14 protein-coding genes, 1 tRNA gene and 2 pseudogenes are annotated in these 22,410 nt (G+C 69.4%); 9 read left to right on the plus strand and 8 right to left on the minus strand.

Annotated features, from left to right (window positions below):
- Positions 1–11: 11 nt before the first annotated feature.
- The 3 genes and pseudogenes from V5F67_RS19405 to V5F67_RS19415 all read left to right on the plus strand — a co-directional run.
- A complete protein-coding gene (locus tag V5F67_RS19405) occupies positions 12–953 on the plus strand; it encodes a dimethyl sulfoxide reductase anchor subunit family protein (protein WP_394021805.1) in 942 nt (313 codons plus the stop codon).
- Complete coding sequence (locus tag V5F67_RS19410; RefSeq protein WP_394021804.1) at positions 953–2,719, plus strand: SulP family inorganic anion transporter; 1,767 nt, start codon at positions 953–955, stop codon at positions 2,717–2,719. The genes V5F67_RS19405 and V5F67_RS19410 overlap by 1 nt, the downstream gene beginning before the upstream one ends.
- A 183-nt stretch (positions 2,720–2,902) precedes the next feature.
- A pseudogene (locus tag V5F67_RS19415) lies at positions 2,903–3,251 on the plus strand (DapH/DapD/GlmU-related protein); the annotation flags it as partial.
- Positions 3,252–3,454: 203 nt separating this feature from the next.
- Here the strand turns inward: V5F67_RS19415 and V5F67_RS19420 are convergent.
- From V5F67_RS19420 to V5F67_RS19430, 3 genes are all read right to left on the minus strand, one after another.
- Complete coding sequence (locus tag V5F67_RS19420) at positions 3,455–4,546, minus strand: FAD-dependent monooxygenase (protein WP_394021803.1); 1,092 nt, start codon at positions 4,544–4,546, stop codon at positions 3,455–3,457.
- 341 nt (positions 4,547–4,887) lie between these two features.
- A complete protein-coding gene (locus V5F67_RS19425; protein WP_394021802.1) occupies positions 4,888–5,565 on the minus strand; it encodes a helix-turn-helix transcriptional regulator in 678 nt (225 codons plus the stop codon).
- Entirely contained in the window at positions 5,501–5,893 is a 393-nt protein-coding gene (locus tag V5F67_RS19430) for a hypothetical protein (RefSeq protein WP_394021801.1), read from the minus strand. The genes V5F67_RS19425 and V5F67_RS19430 overlap by 65 nt, the downstream gene beginning before the upstream one ends.
- Before the next feature lie 231 nt (positions 5,894–6,124).
- Between V5F67_RS19430 and V5F67_RS19435 the strand changes: the two genes are divergently transcribed.
- From V5F67_RS19435 to V5F67_RS19445, 3 genes and pseudogenes are all read left to right on the plus strand, one after another.
- On the plus strand, positions 6,125–7,675 hold the full coding sequence (locus V5F67_RS19435; protein ID WP_394021800.1) for a serine hydrolase: 1,551 nt from the start codon (positions 6,125–6,127) through the stop codon (positions 7,673–7,675).
- 164 nt (positions 7,676–7,839) lie between these two features.
- Positions 7,840–8,597: pseudogene (locus V5F67_RS19440) on the plus strand (IS5 family transposase).
- 159 nt (positions 8,598–8,756) lie between these two features.
- Positions 8,757–8,927 (plus strand): hypothetical protein, encoded by a 171-nt coding sequence (locus V5F67_RS19445; RefSeq protein ID WP_394020109.1) that lies wholly within the window; start codon positions 8,757–8,759, stop codon positions 8,925–8,927.
- Between the two features lie 251 nt (positions 8,928–9,178).
- Here the strand turns inward: V5F67_RS19445 and V5F67_RS19450 are convergent.
- Positions 9,179–9,252: transfer RNA gene (locus V5F67_RS19450), tRNA-Gln, on the minus strand.
- A 228-nt stretch (positions 9,253–9,480) separates the two neighbouring features.
- Between V5F67_RS19450 and V5F67_RS19455 the strand changes: the two genes are divergently transcribed.
- Positions 9,481–9,687, plus strand: coding sequence for a DUF1127 domain-containing protein (locus tag V5F67_RS19455; protein ID WP_394020111.1), 207 nt, complete (start codon positions 9,481–9,483; stop codon positions 9,685–9,687).
- A gap of 421 nt (positions 9,688–10,108) precedes the next feature.
- Here the strand turns inward: V5F67_RS19455 and pbpC are convergent, their stop codons facing one another.
- The 4 genes from pbpC to V5F67_RS19475 form a co-directional block, all read right to left on the minus strand.
- On the minus strand, positions 10,109–12,262 hold the full coding sequence (pbpC, locus tag V5F67_RS19460; RefSeq protein ID WP_394020113.1) for a penicillin-binding protein 1C: 2,154 nt from the start codon (positions 12,260–12,262) through the stop codon (positions 10,109–10,111).
- A complete protein-coding gene (locus V5F67_RS19465) occupies positions 12,259–17,580 on the minus strand; it encodes an alpha-2-macroglobulin (RefSeq protein WP_394020115.1) in 5,322 nt (1,773 codons plus the stop codon). Before V5F67_RS19465 ends, pbpC begins: the two co-directional genes overlap by 4 nt.
- 82 nt (positions 17,581–17,662) lie before the next feature.
- Entirely contained in the window at positions 17,663–18,280 is a 618-nt protein-coding gene (locus tag V5F67_RS19470) for a glycosyltransferase (RefSeq protein WP_394020117.1), read from the minus strand.
- Positions 18,281–18,416: 136 nt separating this feature from the next.
- Positions 18,417–18,851, minus strand: a complete 435-nt coding sequence (locus V5F67_RS19475) for a hypothetical protein (RefSeq protein WP_394020119.1) — start codon at positions 18,849–18,851, stop codon at positions 18,417–18,419.
- Positions 18,852–19,323: 472 nt separating this feature from the next.
- Here V5F67_RS19475 and V5F67_RS19480 point away from each other — a divergent pair, with 472 nt between their 5' ends.
- Both V5F67_RS19480 and V5F67_RS19485 read left to right on the plus strand, forming a co-directional pair.
- Positions 19,324–20,904: a 2-isopropylmalate synthase gene (locus tag V5F67_RS19480; protein WP_394020121.1), complete on the plus strand. Its 1,581-nt coding sequence runs from the start codon at positions 19,324–19,326 to the stop codon at positions 20,902–20,904.
- Positions 20,905–21,332: 428 nt separating this feature from the next.
- Positions 21,333–22,304, plus strand: coding sequence for a tripartite tricarboxylate transporter substrate-binding protein (locus tag V5F67_RS19485; protein WP_394020123.1), 972 nt, complete (start codon positions 21,333–21,335; stop codon positions 22,302–22,304).
- Positions 22,305–22,410 lie beyond the last annotated feature (106 nt).

The raw sequence follows: 22,410 nt of genomic DNA on the forward strand, positions 1-22,410 counted from the left end.
CAGGCCGAGCCATGCATCCCGCTTATTCCGTCATCGTCTTCACCACCGCCACCGGCGCCGGCTACGGGCTGCTCGCCCTGCTCGGGCTGCTGGCCGCCAGCGGCGCGACGCCGCCGGCGCTGGTGCCGGGCCTCGTGAGCTTCGGCCTCGCCTTCGTGCTGATCGGCGGCGGGCTGCTCTCGTCCACCGGCCATCTCGGCCGGCCGGAGCGGGCGTGGCGCGCCTTCTCGCAGTGGCGCTCCTCCTGGCTCTCGCGCGAGGGCGTGGCCGCCGTCGTCACCTTCGTGCCGGCGGGCCTCCTGGCGCTCGGATGGGCGGTGATGGGACAATCCGGCGCCTGGATCGTCGTCTGCGGGCTGCTGGCGGCGGCCTGCGCCGTCGTCACCGTGTGCTCGACGGCGATGATCTATGCCTCGCTGAAGCCGATCGCCCAGTGGCACAGCGGCTTCACGCTGCCGGCCTACCTGATGTTCGCCGCCACCAGCGGCCTCGTGCTCCTCAACGCGCTGACGCAGGTGTTCGGCCGCCCCTCGTTGCCCTGGCTTGCCGCCGCGCTCGTCTTCACCGCGCTCGCCTGGGTGCTCAAGGTCGTGGTCTGGCGCCACAACGACGCGCTCGGCATGCCGGCGACGCTGAATTCCGCCACCGGCCTCAAGGGCGGCACCGTGCGCTCGGTGGAATGGCCGCACACGGAGGACAACTATCTCCTGAAGGAGATGGGCTACCGCGTCGCCCGCAAGCACGCCGCGCGGCTGCGGATGATCGCCGTCGTCCTCGCCTTCGCGCTGCCCGGCGCGCTGCTCGTGATCGCCCTCCTCCTGCGTGGCGGCCCGGCGGCGGCGGCCGTGTCGGTGCTGGCGGCAGCGAGCCAGCTCGCGGGGCTGCTGGTCGAGCGCTGGCTGTTCTTCGCCGAGGCGAAGCACACCGTCACCCTCTATTACGGCCGCGCCTGATGGCGTTCCTGTCGGCAGGCAAGTTCCCGGTGCTGAACTTTCCCCTCACCGGGGCGACGCTGCGGGCCGACGTGCTGGCGGGCCTGCTCGGCGCGGTGCTCTCGCTGCCCCAGGGCATCGCCTTCGGCACGCTCGCCGGCCTGCCGCCGGAGTATGGCATCTACACCGCCGTGGTGCCTTGCATCGTCGCCGCCGTGTTCGGGTCGAGCCGCCACGTGGTCTCGGGCCCCACCAACGCCAATTCCCTGGCGCTGTTCGCGGCCCTCAGCCCGCTCGCCATTCCGGGCTCGGCGCAATACATCGCCTTCGCGCTCGCGGTCACGGCGCTGGTCGGCCTGATGCAGCTGGCTGTCGGCGGCTTCAAGCTCGGCTGGGTGGCGGACTTCATCTCCCCGGCGGTGCTGATCGGCTTCACCAGCGGCGCCGCGATCCTGATCGGCCTCTATGCCCTGCCCGACTTCCTCGGCATCGCCATCGAGGCCGGCGGCGGCGTCATCGGCCTTCTGACCAAGCTCGCCGCGCACCTCGACCAGATCAACATCAGCGCCTTGCTGGTGGGCGCCACCACGCTTCTCGTCAGCTTCGCGCTGGCGAAGATCTCGCGCCGCCTGCCCTACATGCTGATGGGCATCATGGCCGGCTTCGGCGCGGCCGAGCTGCTGGCGCTGTTTCCCGCCTGGCAGAAGGTGGCGCGCATCGGCGACATTCCCTCGGTGCTGCCGCCCTTCTCGGTGCCGTGGATCGAGCCGACCATGCTGCCGCAGTTCATCTCCATCGCCGGGGCGCTCTCCATCGTCGCGCTCGGCCAGTCGGTGTCCATCGCCAAGGCCATCGCCCAGCGCTCGGGCCAGCACCTGGACGTCGACCGGGAATTCGTCGGCCAGGGCCTGTCCAACATCGCCGGCAGCTTCTTCTCCTCCTACGTCTCGTGCGGCTCGCTGAACCGCTCGCTGCCGAACTACCTCGCGGGCGCGAAGACGCCCATGGCGGCGGTGCTGTCGTCGCTGTTCCTGGTGGCGCTCGCCTTCGTCTCCCGGCCGCTGCTGGAGCGCCTGCCCATGGCCGCCATCGGCGCGCTGCTGGTCTACATCGCCTACGGGCTGGTGGACGTGGGCGGATTCCGCCGGCTGGCGCGGTTCCACCGCGCCGATCTCGGCGTCGCGCTCGTGACCTTCGGCGGCATGCTGTTCCTGCCGTTCCAGCAGGCGATCATCATCGGCAGCGCCTTGTCGCTGCTGCTCTACCTCAACCGTACCGCCCACCCGGCGGTGCGCACCCTGGCGCCCGACCCCAGCACCGAGCGGCGCACCTTCAAGCCGGTGGAGGAGATCGGCGGGGTGGGGCGCGAATGCCCGCAGCTCAAGCTGGTGCGCATCGAGGGCTCGGTCTATTTCGGCGCCGCCGGCTACGTCACCCGCCGCCTCCACGAGATGCGCTCGGGCGGGCAGAAGCACATGCTGGTCATGGTGAAGAGCATGAACTTCATCGACCTCGCCGGCTCCGACGTGTGGGAGCACGAGCTGTTCGCCCGCCGCCAGCTCGGCGGCGACCTCTATTTCCACCAGCCGCGCCAGGACGTGCGCTCGCTGTGGCGGCGGACCGGCTTCGAGGACCACCTCGGGCGGGACCACGTGTTCGATTCGAAGGCCGAGGCGCTGGCGGCGATCCACCCCAAGCTCGACCCCGACATCTGCGCCGGCTGCGCCGTGCGCGCCTTCCGGGAGTGCGGCACGGTGCGGCCGCCGGCAAGGCACTCGGGCGCCTGACGCGGGCGGAACGGCGCGGGCTGGGAGGCGGATCGCCCCCGCGGGTTGTGCAGTCGCATCAATTGATTGATTTTCAAAACGAATTTTGGCTGACGAGGCAGTCTGAGGCGTACCGGTCTGACGTTGCCCCTCCTGGCTAGTCCAGCTTGAAGTTCGTTCCGGCCATCGAGAGGACCAGCGGCCTTCGCCGGGGCGGAGAACGGATACAAGGGCGGGCGACACGGTGATCGGCAACGATGTCTGGATAGGCTCCGAGGCTATCGTCATGCCTGGGATCGCGATTGGGGACGGCGCGGTCATCGGAACGCTGGGCGCTCGTGACGAAGGATTTGGAGCCCTACGCCGTCATTGGCGGCAACCTGGCCAAGATAATCCGAAAACGCTTCGGCGAGGCGGACATCGCGAGACTTTGGAACTTCATTGGTGGGACTGGAGCGATGAAGAACTGCGGGATGCTATGCCCATTCTTAACAGCGGGGACACCTCGGCTCTACACCGTCACTGGCGATCGGTTGTCGCACTAGGATCATAAGACAAACCGTTAGAGACAGCTTCTGCCCGCCCCCCGCTCCGAAAACCGGACGGGCAAGCATCAACCGACTATTCGCAGTGTCAAAGTTCGAACCGGACGCACGGCATTTTGCGAACCTGCCTGCACTGCCAAAAGCACCCGGTCATTGGATCAGGGCAGATAAAGCGCAGCGAGAACCTCGAATTCACCCATGCCTGTCGCTCCTAGGCCCGCGTCGCAGGCGAGCCGAGCCGGTCTGCATACGCAGCCAGCGCCTCTCCGTGGTGCTGATCGGCGCGCAGGCCGAGATATCCATCGGGACGAACCACGAAGAGCGCGACACCACTGACGCCTAGTCTCTCCGCGATCGTCCGGTCGATGCGGGCAAATCCACGAGCCGTGGCCGTAGCGAGCAGGAAGCTGGCCTCCAGAATAGGGATTCCGGCGTAGGCTTCGAGGATGCCAGGGAGACCGCTCAGTTCGTCCGGCTCCGCCTTGTCGCCACCGATGACGATGGCGATATGCCCCATAGGATGGGCGCCGGCATCGAACACGGCAGGTATCCCCTCGGCGGACCGGATTTCGATATCGCTCGGCCAAAGCTGGCCAGGGGCGAGCGCGTCGCTCCGTGCACCCATCACGATAGGTGACGCGCCGTAGTCGATATTCAACTCGGCCTCGGCGACGGCTTCCTGGTAGCGCGTGGCCGGGTTGGCGAAAATCTCGCGGATGAAGGCATCACGCGCGCGACGATCATCCGGGCTCTTCAGGACCTGGGCGTGATCGGCTTCATCTCCCGAAGCGGTGAATTTCTGCGCAACCGGGCGACGTTCGGCCTCATAGCTGTCCAGCAGCGTGTCAGAACAAAAACCTTTGCAGACCAGTGCCAGCTTCCAGGCGAGATTGACGGCGTCCTGCAGGCCGCTATCCATGCCGTGACCCTGGATCGGGCTGCAGGTATGCGCCGCATCCCCCGCGAGCAGCAGGCGTCCGGAACGGTACTTCTCCGCCACCTTGGTGTGGCAGCGGAAGCGCGTCGGGTTCGCCACCGCCGCGAAACGCGCATCTGGTACGTACCGACCGAGGGTGCCCGTCGCATCCTCCTCCAGGTCGGACTGCTCAGAGCTCGGCCGGAGATAAACACGCCAGCGCTCATCGGGCAGCGCGGTGAGGATGATTGGCGGCCCGTCCAAATAGACGTAGTTTGCCTCATGCGAATAGGGCCAGCCCTCGATGGTGGTGTCGAATACCGCCCAAGGCTCCTCGATTGCCGGCGCCGCTGATTGCGCTGCGCAAATCCGCATCGCTGCCGACATTGAAGTTCGCGGCATGGACGGGGCCGGTGAGGATCGTCATCCCCATGCCGAGGAAGGTCGACAGCGCCGTCGCTCTGAGCAGTCGCACGGTCAATCGCGGCGTTTTCATCGGGGGCGTCGCAACAGCCGGCATCGTCTGCATCCTCCGGCGTGCCTGAGCGGCCTGAGCCCCTGGCGTCGCACGTATCCCGCAACCTCTGATCTTTGGAGAAGCATGAGGGTCACGTGACCCGCAACAGCTTTCTCGCCATCCACGGCTCGCTGATACATCACGACCAATGTTGAGACGCCTGAACCACTCGGACCTTAGGTCGGCCCGCCACACCGCCGGCCGCGCGGGCTCAGCTGAACTGCTCGCGCCATACGCTGGGTGAGACGCCAAATCGGCGACGAAACAGCTTTCCGAACGATGAAGCGTCCTTGAAACCGCAATCATAAGCGATGACGGATATGCTGCGTCCCGTGCCGGCCTCTATCAGCCTGCGCGACATGGCGAGTCGGACGTCGCGAACCGTGTCCATGATGGTTGCGTCGTTATGCGTGAAAGCTCTGTACAGGGTCGCTCGCGAGCAGCCGACCGCACGGGCGATCGCTTCCGGTGACAGGTCGAATACGTTGTAGTTCGCGTGAATATAGCGCTTGGCGGCAAGGAAAAGCGCGTTCGGATCCGGCTCGTCCCGGTCGCTGAGGCCGCGCCCGATGCGCTGGAGCAGAAGCAGCGCCAAGGTAAGCAGCGCGTCGAGCGCAATCGCCATTTCCTTGCGGTCGAGGTGCTCCGCCTGCAGGTCCAACGCCGCCATGTGGTCGCGAACCATCACCCCGAGCGGGATGGTATCGAGCGGCAGCACGAGGCCGGGCAGTTCACCGCCGAAGGCTTCCAGCGCCTTGGCCCGGGGGAGCACCACGTAGATTTCCTTGCCGACGCTCCAGTGGTAGCGCATCGCCTTCGTCGCATCATAGGCGACGAGACGGCCGGTCGGCCTGATCGGTTGCTCGCCGCCGGGGGCTCTCGAGCCCAACGCTGCCCTCCGCCATCAGCGAGATGATAATGGCATCGAGGGCGCCACTGAGCCGTGTTGCCGGCGTGATGACGGTGCGGTGCATCGATCCCGCATGGCTGGCAAAATTGCCTCTCGCGCCGTGCACGGCATATTTGGTGCCGAATAGTTCTACCTCGCCGGCACGGGGCACATCGAGATCGGCAATGGTGTAAGCGGCCTCGCGCCACGCATCGAACCGGTCACCCGGATCGAAATCGGTCGTCGACACGCGCCGCAGCCGATAGAGTCCGGCATTCATCCTGGGTCCTGCATCGTCTTCGCCGTCGGGAGCAGAACGATCGGTCATGTTGTCGGCACTCTATGCCTGGCCGTGAGACGGGTGGACGATTGCGGTGGTCGCGAGCGGCGCGATAGCCTGCCGCCGAGAGGTCAGTTCCGGAGGGTATATCGATCCGCCGGACGCGCCTACAGTTTAGCCGATCCTTGCGCGGCTCTTCGGCAAGCCGCTTTACGGAGACCAGCGCAAATGGCGGGATCAGCGGCGCGACCAAGATTTAGCTGCCTTTCGATCTCCGCCGTGCTGCTTCTCGGCTCGGCAATTTCCGTGCCGGCGCAAGCGCAGACGCAGACCGTGCCGCTGACACTCGGCGCCATTCCGCCCGAAGACGTTGTACCGCTGGCCGGGGATGGGTTCGCAAGGGCATTGGCGGACCTGCCCGAAGAGATCGAAAACGTGCTGAAACGCAGCGGCGTTCCCGGCGCGGCCGTGGCCGTGGTTCACAATGGAAAGACAGTATTTGCGCGCGGGTTCGGCGTGCGCGAGCTGGGCAAGAATACCAAGGTCGACACCGCTACTGTCTTCCAGATCGCCTCGATGTCGAAACCCATCGCCGCCACCATTGCCGCCACGCAGGTGACCGCCGGCAAGGTGAAGTGGGACGACAGGATCATCCGGCACCTTCCGACCTTCGCCGTCGGGGACGCCTATGTGACCGCAAACGGCACAGTGGGCGATTTTTATTCTCATCGCTCCGGCCTGCCGCACGCGGCGGGAGACACGCTGGAAGACATCGGCTTCGATCGGAAGACCATTCTCGAACGGCTGAGGATGTTGCCGCTCGATCCGTTCCGCGTCAGCTACAACTACGCCAATTTCGGCTTCACCACGGGTGCCAAGGCCGTCGCGGCGGCTGCCGGCAAGCCATGGGCCGACCTCGCGCAGGAGGCGCTATACGGCCCGCTCGGAATGACCTCCACCAGCTCGCGCTATGCCGACTTCCTGGCGCGAGAGAACCGGGCAACCTTGCACACGCTGGAGAACGGCCGCTTCGTGGCAGGCCTCAAGCGCGATCCGGACCAGCAGTCTCCTGCTGGTGGCGTGACCTCCAACGTGACCGACCTCGCCGAATGGGCGAAGCTGATACTGGCGAACGGTCAGCACGATGGCCGCGAGATGATCTCGCCCGCCGCTCTGCTGCCGGCCCTGCGCGCTCAGGCATTCAGCGCACCCGCGGGCACAATCGGCTCGCGCTCGGGCTTCTACGGCTTCGGCTTCAACGTGTCGGTCAATGCCAATGGCCGGCCAGACATGAGCCACTCCGGGGCCTTCGTGACCGGCGCCGCCACCAACGTGCAGTTCCTGCCTTCCGCCCGCCTCGCCATCATCGTCCTGACCAATGCCGGGCCGGTGGGCGCGGCGGAGGCCATCACCGGCCATTTCCTCGACATCGCCCAGTACGGTGCGCCGACCCGCGACTGGTACGCGCTCATGCATCCGCTGCTGATGCAGAACTACGCTCCGGTGGGCGATCTCGTCGGCGAGACCGCCCCGGCGCGCCCGGCACCGGCGCGCCCGCTGGCGGATTATGTCGGCACCTATGACAGCCCGTATTTCGGCCCGGCGCGGATCTCCCAAGGCGAGAACGGCCTTGTCCTCACCTTGGGTCCCGCTGCCATCACAATGCCGATGACCCATTGGGACGGCGACGTTTTCTCGATCGCGCCCCGCAGCGAGAATGCGCCCTACGGTTCGCTCTCCTCGGTCCGTTTTGAGGGGCGTGGCGGCGCGCTCAAGTCGATGCGCATCGACTATCTGAACGATGAGGGACTGGCCACCTGGACGCGGTGAGTGTGCCTGCAACGTCTGGAATCGAGAGCCGGGCAGGGAACACCGCAATGGGGCGGTTCAACTCACACATGTGATCCCGCCCTAGGCGGGATCGACATTCAGGATTCCCAGCGCGCTGAAATGCTGATTCATAGGGAACCGTGTTTTCCGCACGGAGCCCCGGCATGGCCGCGAAACGGTATGAATTGAGCGACGCTCAATGGGAGAAGATCGCGCCGCTGTTGCCCGGCAAGGCGACGGATCCCGGGCGGACGGGCTCGGATAACCGCTTGTTCGTCAACGGGTGTCTTTGGGTTCTACGGTCCGGCGCGCACTGGTGCGACCTGCCCGAGCGCTATGGCCGCTGGAAGAGCATCCACAAGCGCTTCAGCCGCTGGTGCCACGCCGGGGTCTGGGAGCGCGTGTTCGAGGCTCTGACAGCCGATCACGACAACCGCTATCTGATGATCGACTCAACCATCGTCCGCGCCCACCAGCAGGCCGCGAGCGGAAAAGGGGGGCCAAGGATCAGGCGCTGGGGCGTTCCCGAGGGGGATTGACCACCAAGATCCACATGCTGGCCGACGCGCTGGGGCGGCCCTTGCGCTTCATCGTCACGGCCGGCCAGAAAGGCGATGTCACCGCCGCTCCAGCCCTGGTGGAGGGCCGGGTCGGTGGCGCCGTGCTCGCCGACAAGGCCTATGACAGCAATGCCTTCCGCAAGATCGTGACCGGCATCGGCGCGACGGCGGTGATCCCTTCCAACCGCACCCGCAAGGTGCTCATCGCCCACGATGTCATGGCTTACAGGCGGCGCAACCGGATCGAGCGCTGCTTCAACCGCCTCAAGCACTTCCGACGCTTCGCGACCAGATATGACCGCAGGACAATCCACTTCACCGGCTTCATCCACATCGCCGCAGCCATGATCTGGCTGCGATGAATGTCGATATGCTCTAGCCGCACCGCCCGCTCGCGCACATCGGGGGAGAACTTGTTCCTCTTGCCCGTCATGCCTCCACCTTCTCAGGAGTTGGAGCCTCCCGCAAACCCGGGGCGGTTCAGCGCGCCTATGTGCTGGCCGACAACAAGCTCGCCATGAATGGCGGATGGGACAAGGAAAACCATCACCGCTTATCTAGCCTGCCTCTCGCCGAAGCTCATCAAGGCCATCGCCGATGGCGACGCGCCTGCCGACCTGACGGTCACCAGCCTGGCCGCAGCGCTGCCCCACGACTGGGCCGCGCAGGAGCAGCGCATCCTCGGCGCCTGATCCACCAACGTCTTCCAAAAAAACCTGATGAGCATGGGACCTCACGGGTGACGCCCGTCTCTGCCTCAACGCCCGAAGACGATGCGGCCGGAACTCGGAAAGGCCCGGCCTCAGACGGACCGAGATATCCGCCCCAGGAATCGCGCGTGATCACCCCTATCGGGTCTGCGGTCGCGCCAACGCCCGGCTAACCCACGACACCGTCGCAGGAATCACCGTACGCGCCAAAATCTCTAGGAGAGGAAACTGCTTGGCTGGGGGACTAGGATTCGAACCTAGATTAACGGAGTCAGAGTCCGCTGTTCTACCGTTGAACTATCCCCCACCAATCCGCCTCGGAGCGGGCGGCGGCGGCGCGGGACGGAGGCGGCTGGCGCCCCGCCAGCGCGGGCAGGCGCGCTCTATACGCAATTCGCCGCCGCCGGTCCAGAGCCAATTCGCGTCCCTCCCTTACCCGCGCTGGTATACGGCATTCGCATTGGTGCTATGCACAATCGGCCATGTTGCAGCGCACGCGATGGCCTTATATTCACCTCATCGAATGGAGGGAAAAATGACCACGATCACTGCCAATGGCCTGCGCGATACCGGCTTCTTCGGGCGTTTTGCCGCGGCCGTGTCCAACTTCTTCGCGGCTGTCGCCGATGCGCGCCGCATGGCCGACCGCTACGACTATCTGAGCCGCCTGAGCAACACCGAGCTCGCCCAGATGGGTCTCGTCCGCGAGGACATTCCCCAGGTCGTCGCTCGCGGCCGCTGATCACGACGGCCGCCATCCGTTGATCGCACCCTGGCGGGAGACGGAGCGGATGTGAGGGCCGAAGGGTCAAAGTTCAAGGCCGGTCGACGCAGGGCGCCGACCGGCTCGAGTTTCGCGCGGACAAGGGGACGTTCGGGCTGGTCCCGCCCTAAGTCCCGCCATGTGATCTCGTTTTCCGCATCTTCGGTTTCTGTGCCGGCATGCGTGCGAGCGATAGAGTTCGAGCGCTGCGCGGCGTGAAGGGGCGATGGCGTTGCCGTCCTGAAACCCCATCCTTTCCTCCCGACCCCTCCCGGGGCCTCCAAACCGCCCGCCTTACCGGCGCGGCGGTTTTTTTTTGCGTTCTCCGGTCGGTCGGCCCAGCGCGGGCGGGCCAAAAAGCAATCGTAGGCGGCCCGGAAGGCGCCGCAGCGCGCCGGTCCTATTCCACCCGCACCGTCACGCTGTCCGCGCGGCCGGTGGCGTCGATCACGGTGAGGCGCACGAAGCCGCGGCCGGGCGGGGTCCAGAACACCGTGCGCCGGTCCTGCGAGCGGGCGACCGGCCGCCCGTCCGCCAGCACGGTCAGCGGCAGGGCGCCGCCCTCCACCTTGATGACGAGGCCGGCTTCGTCCGCCCCGTCCGCGTCCGCCGCCGCCTCCAGCCGCGCGCCGTCGGGCGGGTAGATCACGGCGAAGCGGTCGGCCGCGCCGTCGGCGCCGAAGCGCCGCTGCGGCGGCGGCAGGCGGGCGTTGACCGCCATCAGCGCCCCCTGCGGCGCCGCGCCCAGCGGGGCCGGCATGCGCACGATGCGGGCGAAGGCGTCGAACAGGAGCGGGGCCGCCGCGTTGCGGCCGGTGAGGTCGGCCACCGGCCGCCCGTCGGGCCGCCCCACCCACACCGCCACCGTCCGGCGGCCGTCGAAGCCCACCGCCCAGGCGTCGCGATAGCCGTAGGAGGTGCCGGTCTTGAAGGCGATCCGCCCGCCAAGCGCATTGTCGGGCGCCGGCGTGCCGAGGAGGCTCGTCGCCACGTACCAGGCCGCCACCTCGCCCACCAGCGCCCGCGGCGGCCTGGCGGGACCGGCGACCGCGCCCTCGGCGCGCAGCCTGAGCGGCTGCGCCTGCCCGCCCCGCGCCAAGGCGGAATAAAGCATGGCGAGATCGGTGAGGCGGATGCCGACGCCGCCGAGCCCCATGGGCAGGCTGGGCGCGGCCCCTTCGGGCAACTCCAGCCGCGCGCCGGCCTCCTTGAGGCGGGTGGCGAGCCGCTGCGGCCCCACGGCCTCCAGCAGGCGCACCGCCGGCACGTTCAGCGACAATTGCAGCGCCTTCCTCACCGGCAGGACGCCCTGATAGGTGAGGTCGAAATTCTCCGGCCGCCAGGCGCCGAAGCGCGCGGGGGCGTCCTCGATCAGCGTCTGCGGATGGGCGATGCCGTCGTCGAAGGCGAGCGCATAGATGAAGGGCTTCAGCGTCGAGCCCGGCGAGCGCACCGCGCGGGCGAGATCCACCGCGCCGGCCCGGCTCGCGTCCGAGAAATCGGCGCCGCCCACATAGGCGCGCACCTCGGCGCTGGCGTTGTCCACCACCAGCAAGGCGGCGGAGAGCCCGCGCCCGAGGGCCGCCGTGCGCTCGCGCACGAGGTCCTCCAGGCGCGCCTGGAGGTCGCGCTCCAGGGTCAGCGCGTGGCGGCGGACGGCGGGGCGCTCCGCCGCCATCTGCTCGGCCAGGTGCGGGGCGCGCTGCGGCAGCGGCAGGCGGGCGCGCGGCACCGGCTCGATCTTGGCGAGGCGCACCTCGTCGGCCTTGAGCGCGCCCTGGGCGAGGAGGCGGTCGAGCACCCGGTCGCGGGCGGCGCGGGCGGCGTCGGGATTGCGGTCCGGCCGGCGCGCCTCGGGCGACTGGGGCAGCGCCACCAGGAGCGCCGCCTCGCCGAGGGTGAGGCGGCGCGGCTCCTTGCCGAAATAGGTGAGGGAAGCCGCCCGCACCCCCTCGATATTGCCGCCATAGGGTGCGAGCGTGAGATAGAGCGAGAGGATTTCGTCCTTGGTGCGGTGGCGCTCGATGGCGCGCGCCCGCGCCATCTGCCGCAGCTTGGCCGAGAGCGTGCGGGCGTGCGGCGGATCGGTGAGGCGCGCCACCTGCATGGTGAGGGTGGAGCCGCCCGAGACCACGCGGCCCGTTCCCAGCGCCTGGAGGGCGGCACGCCCGAGCGCCAGCGGATCGGCCCCGCCATGCTCCCGGAAGCGCTTGTCCTCATAGGCGAACAGCATGGCGAGGAAGCGCGGATCCACGTCCTCGGCCCGCGCATCGAGGCGCCAGCGCCCGTCCTTCAGCGCGAACGGGCGCAGCAGCGCCCCGGCGCGGTCCACCACCTCGCGCGAGACCTCCGGGTCGGCCAGCGGTCCGCCGCTCCCGAGCCCGGCGAGGCCCGCATAGGCGCCGCCGGTGAGGAACGCCGCGAGGATCGCCGCCCAGCCGGCGGCGCGCACGGCGCGGCGCGGATGGGGACTGGAGCCCGCGACGGCCGCGTCTTCGGCGGGCGCCGACCCCGGCCCCGCCTGGAGCGGATCGCGCGGCGTCTCCTCGCTCATCGCGCGGGCGCGACCTCCAGGGTGCCGGCGGCGGTGCGGGCGAAGCGGTCGGGGCGGTACATGTCCTCGATCATCGCCGGGGGATGAGCGTAGCGGCCCGGCGCCACCGCCCGCACCATGTAGGCGACCGTGAACGGCGCATCGTCCTCCTGCCGGGTGACCGAGGCGACGAAGCGGTCGTCGCGGAATTCGAGATGGCCCGCCTCGCTGGTCTCGCCGAGCCAGGCGAACGCGTCCGCCTCGCCGGAGAGGAGGTTCGGGTTCTCGATCTCGAAGCCGGCGGGCAGATAGTCCACCAGCAGCACGTCGGCGAGCACCGTGTCGTCCTCCTTGGCCTTCAGCACCACCACGAAGCGCTGGTTCTGAACCGCCTTGGAGGGATCGGCCGGCTTGCCGTCCGGCGTGTAGTAGCGCCGCTCCAGGGCGAAGCCGTGGGCGGTGGGCGGCTCGGGCTGGGCCGGCGCGCCGTTGATGGCGACCACCACCTTCACCGGCTCTGGACCGGCATTGCGCAGCGTCAGCGGCCCCTGCTCCAGCTCCTGGCGCGAGAGCGTGCGCCCATAGGCGCCGCGCCGGGGGGAGCCGTTCGCCTCGATCGCCATGCCGGAGGCGCTGGCGGCGAGCGCGCGGGCGGCGAGCAGCAGCCAGGCGTTCTCCTGGGTGGAGGTGCGGGCGGTGAGGGTGCGCGCCACGTCCACCCGGTTGAGGGCGACGTCGGCGAGGCGCGGCAGGTCCGCCTCGCGCGCCAGGACGGCGAGCGCGGCGGCATCGCGCAGGGCTGAGCCGAAGTCGGCGCGGCCGGCCTCGGGCGCGGCGGCCGCCGTCGGCAGGCCGTCGAGCGCCACCTTCAGCACCCGCTCGGCGCGGGTGCGGTCGCCGAGCAAGGCGAGGGCGGCGCCCACCTGGCCCTGCGAGAGCGGCGAGGAGATGTCGGAGAGCCGCGCGTCGGCGAGGTAGCGCAGGTCGCCGAGCGGCGCGCGGCCGTTGCGGGCCAGCACGTAGAGCGCATAGGCAAGGCCTTCGCTGGCGTCGTCGAACCGGGCGCCGGCGAGATTGACGACGTTGCGCAGCCGGTCGAGCGCGAGGCGGAAGGCGATATCCGGCACCGCATAGCCCTTCTCGCGCGCGCGGCCGAGGAAGTCGGTCACGTAGGCGTCGAGCCAGGTGTCGCTGCCGCCCGGCGCCCACAGGCCGAACGAGCCGTCCGAGCCCTGGCGCGACAGCACGCGGGCGACGGCGTCACGGATGCGGTCCTCGGCGCCGGGGTCGGTGTCCTTGCCGGCGAGCTGGGCGAGCTCGTTGAAATAGAGCAGCGGCAGCGCGCGGCTGGTGATCTGCTCGGAGCAGCCATAGGGGTAGCGGTCGAGCGCCGAGAGCAGCGCCGGCACGTCGATGGTGGAGAGCGGGGCGGCGCTCACCGCCACCGATCCGGTTCCCGGCACGAGGTCCTGCACCAGGGCCGCGTTGACCGTGATGCTCTCGCCGGGGGCGAGGGTGCGCACCGTGCGCCGCTCGATCTCCGGATAGGCCGGGCGCACGTTCACCGCATAGGTGCGGCGGATCTCGATGCCCTGGCCGACGAGGCGCACCGCCACCTCGCCCGCGCCCACCGCCTTGCCCTCCACCGGCAGGCGGACGGACTGGCGCTCGCCGGCGGCGAGCTTCAGCGTCGGGCCGGGCACCGGCGTCGCCACCGCCCCCGAGCCCGTCACCTCCAGGCGGTAGTCGCCCGCCGGGGCGGAGATCGGCGTCACGTCGAGATGGATCGATCCGCGGTCGCCGTTGGCGAGGAAGCGCGGCAGGGTCGGCAGCAGCACCACCTTGTCCCGCACCAGCACGTCGCGGGCGGCGTGGCCGAGCTTGTCCGCGCTCCAGGCGATGGCCATCAGCCGCGCGGTGCCGTCGAAGGCGGGGATGGGGAAGGAGACGGCAGCCTTGCCGTCCGGCCCCACCGTGACGATGCCGGAGAACAGGGCCAGCGGCGGCTGGGTGGGCGGGCTCGCAAGCGTCAGTTCCTCGCCGCCGTCGCCGCCGGAGCGCAGGCGCCCGGCATTGGCGCGCATGCCGTCGATCAGCGCCCCGTAGAGGTCGCGGATCTCGGGCGCGAGGCGCCTCTGGCCGAGGATCGCGGCGTCGGGGTTCGGCGGCTTGTAGCCGGTGAGGTTGAGGATGCCCACGTCCACCGCCGCCAGCGTCACATAGGCCTTTTCGCCGGGCTTGAGGCCGGTGACGGTGACGGGGATGTCGAGCGCGGTCTCCGGGCGGATCTCCGCCGGGCCGCCCAGCTCCACGCCGAGGGTGCGGGCAGAGCGGTCGACCGAGAACCAGCCGAGGCCGATGGCGCGGCCCGGCATGCGGCCGGCCGCCACGTCCAGCGGGCGATGATAGAAGGCGACCACGTAGGCGCCGGGGGTCCAGCCGGGCTCCACCTTGAACGCCACCTTGTTGGCGCCCTTCTCCACCTTCAGGGTACGGGTCGCCAGCACGCCTTCGTTCATGACCATGACGGTGGCGGCGCCGGGGGCGCGGGCGGTGATGGTGGCCTCCAGCGTGTCGCCGGCGGCATAGGCGTCCGCCCCAAGCGTCAGCTCCAGGCGGTCGGGCGTGTCGGCGCTGGCGCCGCCGCCGTATCCGGCCTCGAACGGCAGCGAGGTCAGCGGCAGGCCCGGCCCGGTCACGTCGAGCCGGTAGCGGCCGAAATCGGTGGGCAGCTGGAGCCGGGCGGGCGCGTCCGCCGCCACGTCGAAGCGGCCCTCGCCGACGCGGGTGACGATCTTCACCGGCTCGTACTGCCAGGCGCCGTCCACCTTGTACCACTGGTAGCGCGTCTCCAGGCGCGACAGACGCCAGGTGAGCCCGCTCGCGGCGCGCGGCTTGTCGTCGGCAGCGGCCACCACCACCTCGAACGCCGCCGGCTCGCCCTCGCGCACGCGGGCGTCGAACAGCGGCTTCACGCCGATCTGGCTGCCGGCGGGGGCGACCGGGATGGTGAGCGTGCGCTGCACCGCGCGCCCTCCCGCCTCCACGAGGCGCACGATGGCCTCGATCTCCAGCGGCCGGTCGGTGCGCGGCAGGGTGCCGGCGCCGAGGCGGATGCTGGCGCGCCCGTTGGCATCCGTGCGCGGGGCGTCGGGGGCCGGGTTGCGGTCCGCCAGCACCTCGTCCTCGGAATTGCCGAACTGGAAGCCGGTGAAGCCCTTGCGGCCGCCGGCCGCGAGCCGCAGCTCGCTCTCCGCCTCCACGTCGAGCAAAGCGGCGGGGGCGCCGAACAGATAGCGCCCGTTCAGCAGCACCTCCACCGAGCCGGCGCGCGGCACCGCCGTGGCGGCGGTGGAGAGCTCGAACTCCACCCGGTCGGGAACGTAATCCTCCAAGAGGAAGGTGGTCTCGCCGATGGGCGCCGCCTTGGGATCGCTGAACGCCTTGACGCGCCACGTGCCGGTCATGGCGCCCTTGAGCAGCGGCAGGTCCACCGTGCGCCCGCCCGCCCCGCCATCCTCGGAGACGAGGCGCCGGTCCTCGACGCCGTCGGGGCGCTGGAGCACCAGCGTGATGGGCAGGCCGGGGGCGGCATCGCCCTTGGCGTCGCGCAGCAGAGCGGTGAGATGCACGCTCTCGCCCGAGCGGTAGACGCCGCGCTCGGCGGCGAGGAAGGCGTCGAGCGGCCCCGGCGCCTCGCGCCCGGCGACGCCGCGGTCGGTGAGGTCGAAGCCCTGGTCCTTGAGCGACAGGAAGGCGTAGTCGCCCGCCTTCGTCTGCGCCACCACCACCTCTGGCTCCAGGCCCGCCGGCCCGCGCGCGAGGCCGGGATCGAAGCGGGCGAGGCCGCTCGCGTCGGTGGTGCGGGTGCCGAGCACCTCGTTGGACTTGGCGACGAGGCGCACCTCGACCCCCGCCACCGGCTCGGCGCCGCCGAGCGAGCGCACCATCACGTGCACGCCGTCGCGCGCCGACACCGCCGTGAGGCCGAGGTCGGAGACGATGAACCACTGGGTGGAGACGGTCTCGTAGTCGCCGTCCTCCGACGAGGTCGGCGCGGGGTCCGGCGCGGCGGTCATCACATAGACGCCGCTCTGGAGCTGGCCGAGCGCCTCGGTGACGGGGATGGCGGTCGTCACCTCGCCGTTCAGCGGGTTGTCCACCTCCAGGATGCCGTCGAACACCGGGATCGCCGCGCCCTCCTTCAGGCGCTCGCGCACATAATATTCGATCGCCTGCCGGAACTCGCCGTCGAGCGCGGTGGGCACGAGGCCGCGGTCGCCGATGCGCAGGATGGAGACCTTCACCGCCTTGGTGTTGACGGTGGTGACGGGAATGCCCTTCTGGCCGACGCTGGGCAGCACGTAGTTGCGGCCGCCGAAGCGGGCGGAGGGACGGCGGTCGCGCACATAGATGGAGAGCTCGGCGCCCTTGCGGGTGGTCTCGCCGATGGCGGCGGGAACGCCGGGGCGCACGCGCAGCTCGTAGTGCTCGCCGTGCTTCAGGCCCTCCACGCACAGCTGCCGCTCCTCGGCGGTGACGGCAGGCTTGTCCATGCCCTCCACCAGGACGAAGGCGGAGAAGTCGGTGGCAGGCTTCAGGTCCTCGGAGAACTGGAGGCAGGCCCGCGGCGCGGCGGCGTCCGATTCGACCGTATAGTCGAGCATGCGGAAGCCGTGCTCCTCCTTCAGCTTCTCGAAGAAGGCGCGGTCGCCCGCATTGTCGCGCAGATCGAGCGCCGCCTTCATGGTGTCGATGGCCGAGCGCCAGGTGCCGCGGCTCGCATCGATGCGGGCGATGAAGGCGAGCGCGTCGCCCTCCTGGGCCGCCGTTCCGGCGCGGCGGTAGGCGATATAGGCGGCGCCGAGCGCGTTGTCGGCGAAGGTGAAGGCGCTTTCCTTCTCGGTGGGCTTGATGGCCGCGAGCGCGCGGGCGAGCCGCATCCAGGAGGTCGCGTCGTCCGGGCTCGCCACCACCACGGCGGCATAGAGCTGGGCGGCGCCGCGCGCGTCGTTGCGCTGGTAGGCGGCATCCGCGTCGCGGCGCACCCTGTCGAGCGGCTGCGCCAGCGGCGCCGCGCCGCGCCGCAGGAAGCGCTCGTAGCGCCGCGCATTGGTGGAGAGGTCCGCGCGCTGGAAGGTCTTGGCCGAGGCCGGCCGGACCGGCGCGGCCGGAGCCGGCGCCTGGGCGGCGGGCGCCGGCTGGGGCCGCGGCAGCGGGGCGGGCGCATCGGGCCGCACCGGCGGCCGGTGTGGCGGGGTCTGGGCGAGCGCCGCCGCCGAAGAGAGAGCCAGGACGAACGCAAACCCGACGCGAACGAGACGACGCCCCAGCACCATGGACCCCTCCCTCGGCACTCCGCCGCGGGCAGATCAAGCCCTATCGCCGCGGCCGCGCCAAGACCTTATCCGACACTGGGGCTTATTTGGGGTGGAAAGCACCTTCGTCCTCACCCAAGCCGGCGTCGAGCAGGATGCGGGCGCGCAGCACATGAATGCGGCGCCGGCCGATGCGCGCCAGGAACCGTTGCTCCGCCTTGACGCCGGAGGGGTGGCCGCCGAGCCGGTCATAGTGCCGCCGGGAGATGATGAGCCCCTGCCCCGGCTTCGGCAGGCCGAGCAGCGCGAGCCGCGCCGCCGCCACCGCCTCGCCGATGCGCGGCCCGAAGCCGTAGCCGTCCACCGCCAGGCGGAAAGTGGCGGCGATCCGCTCGGCCTGGCCGCGCCGCTCGGCGGCCTCGATGAAATGCGCCACCTCCCGCGCCCAGCCCTCCTCCAGGAACGACTGGTCGGTGAGGAACATCAGCCAGCGCCCGCGCGAGGCGGCCGCCCCCTGGCGCAGCCGCACGCCGAGGTCGCCCACCGACTGGAGGAAGGCGCAGCCGGCGCCGTCGGCGATGGTGGCGGTGCCGTCGGTCGAGCCGTTGTCCACAAGCGTCACGTCGCGCAGCACGCCGGCGGTCACGCCCTGGACCAAAGCGGACAGCACGGGCACCAGGCGGCGCTCGGAATTGTGGGTGGGGATGACGACGGACAGCAAAGGGCGGCGGCTCCTCTTGGAAGCAAGCTATACCGCCGGTTTGCTGGATCGTCGATGGTTGTGTGCGGCGCAATGAAAACGGTTGCACGCCGCACCCGATCCCGAAGGGCGCGGCCGGCACCCTTCGACGCCGCCCCTAATCGTGGCGCGCGATATGCGGCAGATACGACTGGACCACATAGATGTACACGGCGGTCGACCAGCCGATCATCATGATTCCGCTGGACGCCGTGAGCGGAGCCAGCAGGCGCGTCCCGATCTCCGCGTTGATCAGGCCCAGCCCCAGCGTCGTGTTCATGATGAAGGCGGAATAGAACGCGGACGAGAAGTCAGCGGCCAGGTTCAGATACAGATAAACGAGCGCCCACAGGGCCACGCCGATGAGATGGGTTACGAAAAAGATCAAATTCGTCAGCATCAATGTGGCGGCAATAAAAACATAAGGCGAGGACTTGATCAGAACTTCAAGCGGGCGGACCGTGCGCACGATCAGAATCGTCGCCCCGAGATGAAGCATCATCGCAAGGATGATCATGACAAAGCCCAAGGACAATTCGAATACCATCGTCATTCCCCAGTTCGAACGTGCCGGACGGCGCGCCGGTTCGGTCGATCCTCTGAAGCCCTGCGTGCAGGACCCGGCATCGCCGCCCGGCCGCGTTGAGGGGAGCCTATGCCGCGCGGGTTGCGAATTCGTTCGCCACGGGGCGGTAGGCGGCGGCCGCGACCCTTGCGCTTCGGCCTTCACTCCGGTATGAGCGGCCTTCCAAGCATCTGAGCGAAGAGTAGAGCGCCCCCGTGTCGTCCCGCACGACCAAGACCGCCGCTTCTGCCCCCCGGACCGATCGGTTTCCGGGCAACGCTCTCATTCTGCGCGCGCTTCTTCTCCTTAGCCGCCCCTGAGGGCCGGCCGGGCATGCGCCTGGGCACTCAGGGGTTGACGCCGCCGCCGGGAAGACCCGGCGCCCCATTCGGCTTATGATCCGCACCATGCCTCGCCCCGCCGATGGGCGGCCCGCCGGATCGCCAGAAGGACCGCAGCGATGACCGACACCACCACGCCCCCCGTACCCGCGCCCCAGAGCAAGGCGGACCGGGTCATCATCTTCGACACCACCTTGCGCGACGGCGAGCAGTGCCCCGGCGCCTCCATGACCTTCGAGGAGAAGCTGGAGGTCGCGGACCTGCTCGACGAGATGGGCGTGGACGTTATCGAGGCCGGCTTTCCCATCGCCTCCATCGGCGACTTCGAGAGCGTCGCGGAGATCGCCCGCCGCACGAAGAACGCCACCATCGCCGGCCTGTCGCGCGCCGCGCTGAACGACATCGACCGCTGCGCCGAGGCGGTGAAGCACGCGCGGCGCGGGCGCATCCACACCTTCCTCTCCACCTCGCCGGTGCACATGAAGTACAAGCTCCAGAAGGAGCCCGGGCAGGTGCTGGAGATGATCGTCGCCTCGGTCACCCGCGCCCGCAACCACGTGGAGGACGTGGAGTGGTCGTCCGAGGACGGCACCCGCACCGAGATCGACTTCCTGTGCCGCTGCGTGGAGGCGGCGATCAAGGCCGGCGCCTCCACCATCAACATCCCCGACACCGTGGGCTACACCACCCCGGCCGAGTATGAGCGGCTGTTCCGCACCGTGATCGAGCGGGTGCCGAACTCCGACAAGGCGGTGTTCTCGGTGCACTGCCACAACGATCTCGGCATGGCGGTCGCCAACTCGCTGGCCGGCCTCGCCGGCGGTGCGCGGCAGATCGAGTGCACGGTCAACGGCATCGGCGAGCGCGCTGGCAATGCGGCGCTGGAGGAGATCGTCATGGCGATCAACACCCGCGCCGACGTGCTCCCCTATCGCACCGGCATCGATGCCACCATGCTGACCCGCGCCTCCAAGCTGGTGTCGGCGGTGACCTCGTTCCCGGTGCAGTACAACAAGGCCATCGTCGGCCGGAACGCCTTCGCCCATGAGAGCGGCATCCACCAGGACGGCATGCTCAAGCACACCCAGACCTACGAGATCATGACGCCGGAGAGCGTCGGCGTCTCCAAGACCTCCCTGGTGATGGGCAAGCACTCCGGGCGCGCGGCGTTCCGCGACAAGCTGAAGACCATGGGCTACGATCTGGGCGAGAACGCCCTGAACGACGCCTTCGCCCGCTTCAAGGACCTCGCCGACCGCAAGAAAGTGGTCTACGACGAGGACATCGAGGCGCTGGTGGACCAGGGCATCGCCGCCGCCCACGACCGCATCAAGCTCATCTCCCTGTCGGTGATCGCCGGCACCCGCGGGCCGCAGCGCGCCACCATGAAGATGTCGGTGGACGGCGAGGTGCGGACCGAGGAGGCCGAGGGCAACGGGCCCGTGGACGCCACCTTCAACGCCATCAAGGCCCTGGTGCCCCACAATGTGAAGCTCGACCTCTACCAGGTCCACGCGGTCACCGAGGGCACCGACGCGCAGGCGGAGGTGTCGGTGCGGCTGGAGGAGAACGGCAAGGCCGTGACCGCCCGTGCGGCCGACCCTGACACGCTGGTCGCCTCGGCGCAGGCCTACATCACCGCCCTCAACAAGCTGCAGATGAAGCGCCAGACGCTCAACCCGCAGAGCGCGGCAGGCTGACCGGCAACGCGCCCCTGCCCGTCTCCCCGGGACCGGCAGGGGCCGCCGCCGCGCGCAGCCACCGTCCGGCTCGCGCCGGTCACGGAGGGCGCATCGCGGACGGCTTGCCCCGAGAGCCGTTCGCGCCGGCTGCCGGCATCACTCCTCCCCCGTCGCCGGGCGTCCAACGTTCGTGGTCTTTTCCGCGCGGCCTGTCTGGCGCGTAAACAGGCAAAAGTCCGCAATCCCGCGACGTTTGACCGGTCTTTGGCCGCTCTACACACGCCAAGGTGGCGATCAGCCCGTTTTCTTCTGCTGCGCACACAATGCTGCACTGCAAAACTTGCTCCGTTGCGTGGCGCAAGACTTGACGCTCGCCACCGCGCCCGTTTCAAAGGCTGTAGCCGGCAACGGCCCAGAACGCTCCCAGGGGAGTTGAGGAGGACACCATGCGCATCTTCAAAGCGGCGCTCGCCCTCGCCGCCGCCGTCGGACTGTCGTCCGCAGCCGGCGCCCAGACCTATCCCACCCGGCCCGTCACCATGGTGGTGCCCTTCACCGCTGGCGGCCCCACGGACACCGTGGCGCGCCTGATCGCGGAGAGCATGTCGCGCACCCTCGGCCAGCAGGTGCTGGTGGAGAATGTGGGCGGTGCCGGCGGCACCCGCGGCGCGGGCCAGGTGGCGAAGGCCGCGCCCGACGGCTACACGATCCTGCTCCACCACATCGGCCAGGCGACCTCGGCCACGCTCTACCGCAAGCTGCCCTACAAGCCCGGCAGCGATTTCGAGGAGGTCGGCCTCGTCACCGCCGTGCCGATGACCATCATCGGCAAGAACGGCTTCGAGCCGAAGACCTACAAGGAGCTGGTCGACTACGTGAAGGCCAACAAGGACAAGGTCACCTACGGCAATGCCGGCGTCGGCTCGGCCTCGCACCTGTGCGGCATGCTGTTCATGTCCAAGGTCGGCACGCCCATGACCACCGTGCCCTATCCCGGCACGGGCCCGGCCATGAACGACCTGGTCGGCGGCCAGATCGACCTGCTCTGCGACCAGACCACCAACACCACCGGGCAGATCAAGGGCGGCAAGGTGAAGCCCTATGCGGTGACCACCAAGGAGCGGGTGAAGTCGCTGCCCGACATCCCGACCACGGCCGAGGGCGGCCTGCCGGTCGAGGTGGCGGTGTGGCACGGCATCTACGCCCCCAAGGGCACGCCGAAGGACGTGGTCGAGAAGCTCAACAAGGCCCTCGACGCCGCGCTCGACGACCCCAAGGTGATCGCCCGCATGGCCGACCTCGGCACCGAGCCGGAGCCCAAGGACCGCCGCAGCCCGGCCGTCCACGAGAAGTTCCTGCAAGACCAGATCGCCCAGTGGAAGCCGATCATCGAGGCGGCGGGCGTCTTTGCAGATTGACGCTTAGTCATGCGGCTTCCGGGCTCGCGCTCGGGAGCCGCATTGTTTATGCATGTGATCGTCGCGTCGGCGTCACGTCGCGGACATGGGGCAACATCGCCCCCAA

This window comes from Xanthobacter pseudotagetidis (assembly GCF_043194795.2).
GTDB classification, from domain to species: Bacteria; Pseudomonadota; Alphaproteobacteria; order Rhizobiales; family Xanthobacteraceae; genus Xanthobacter; species Xanthobacter tagetidis_A.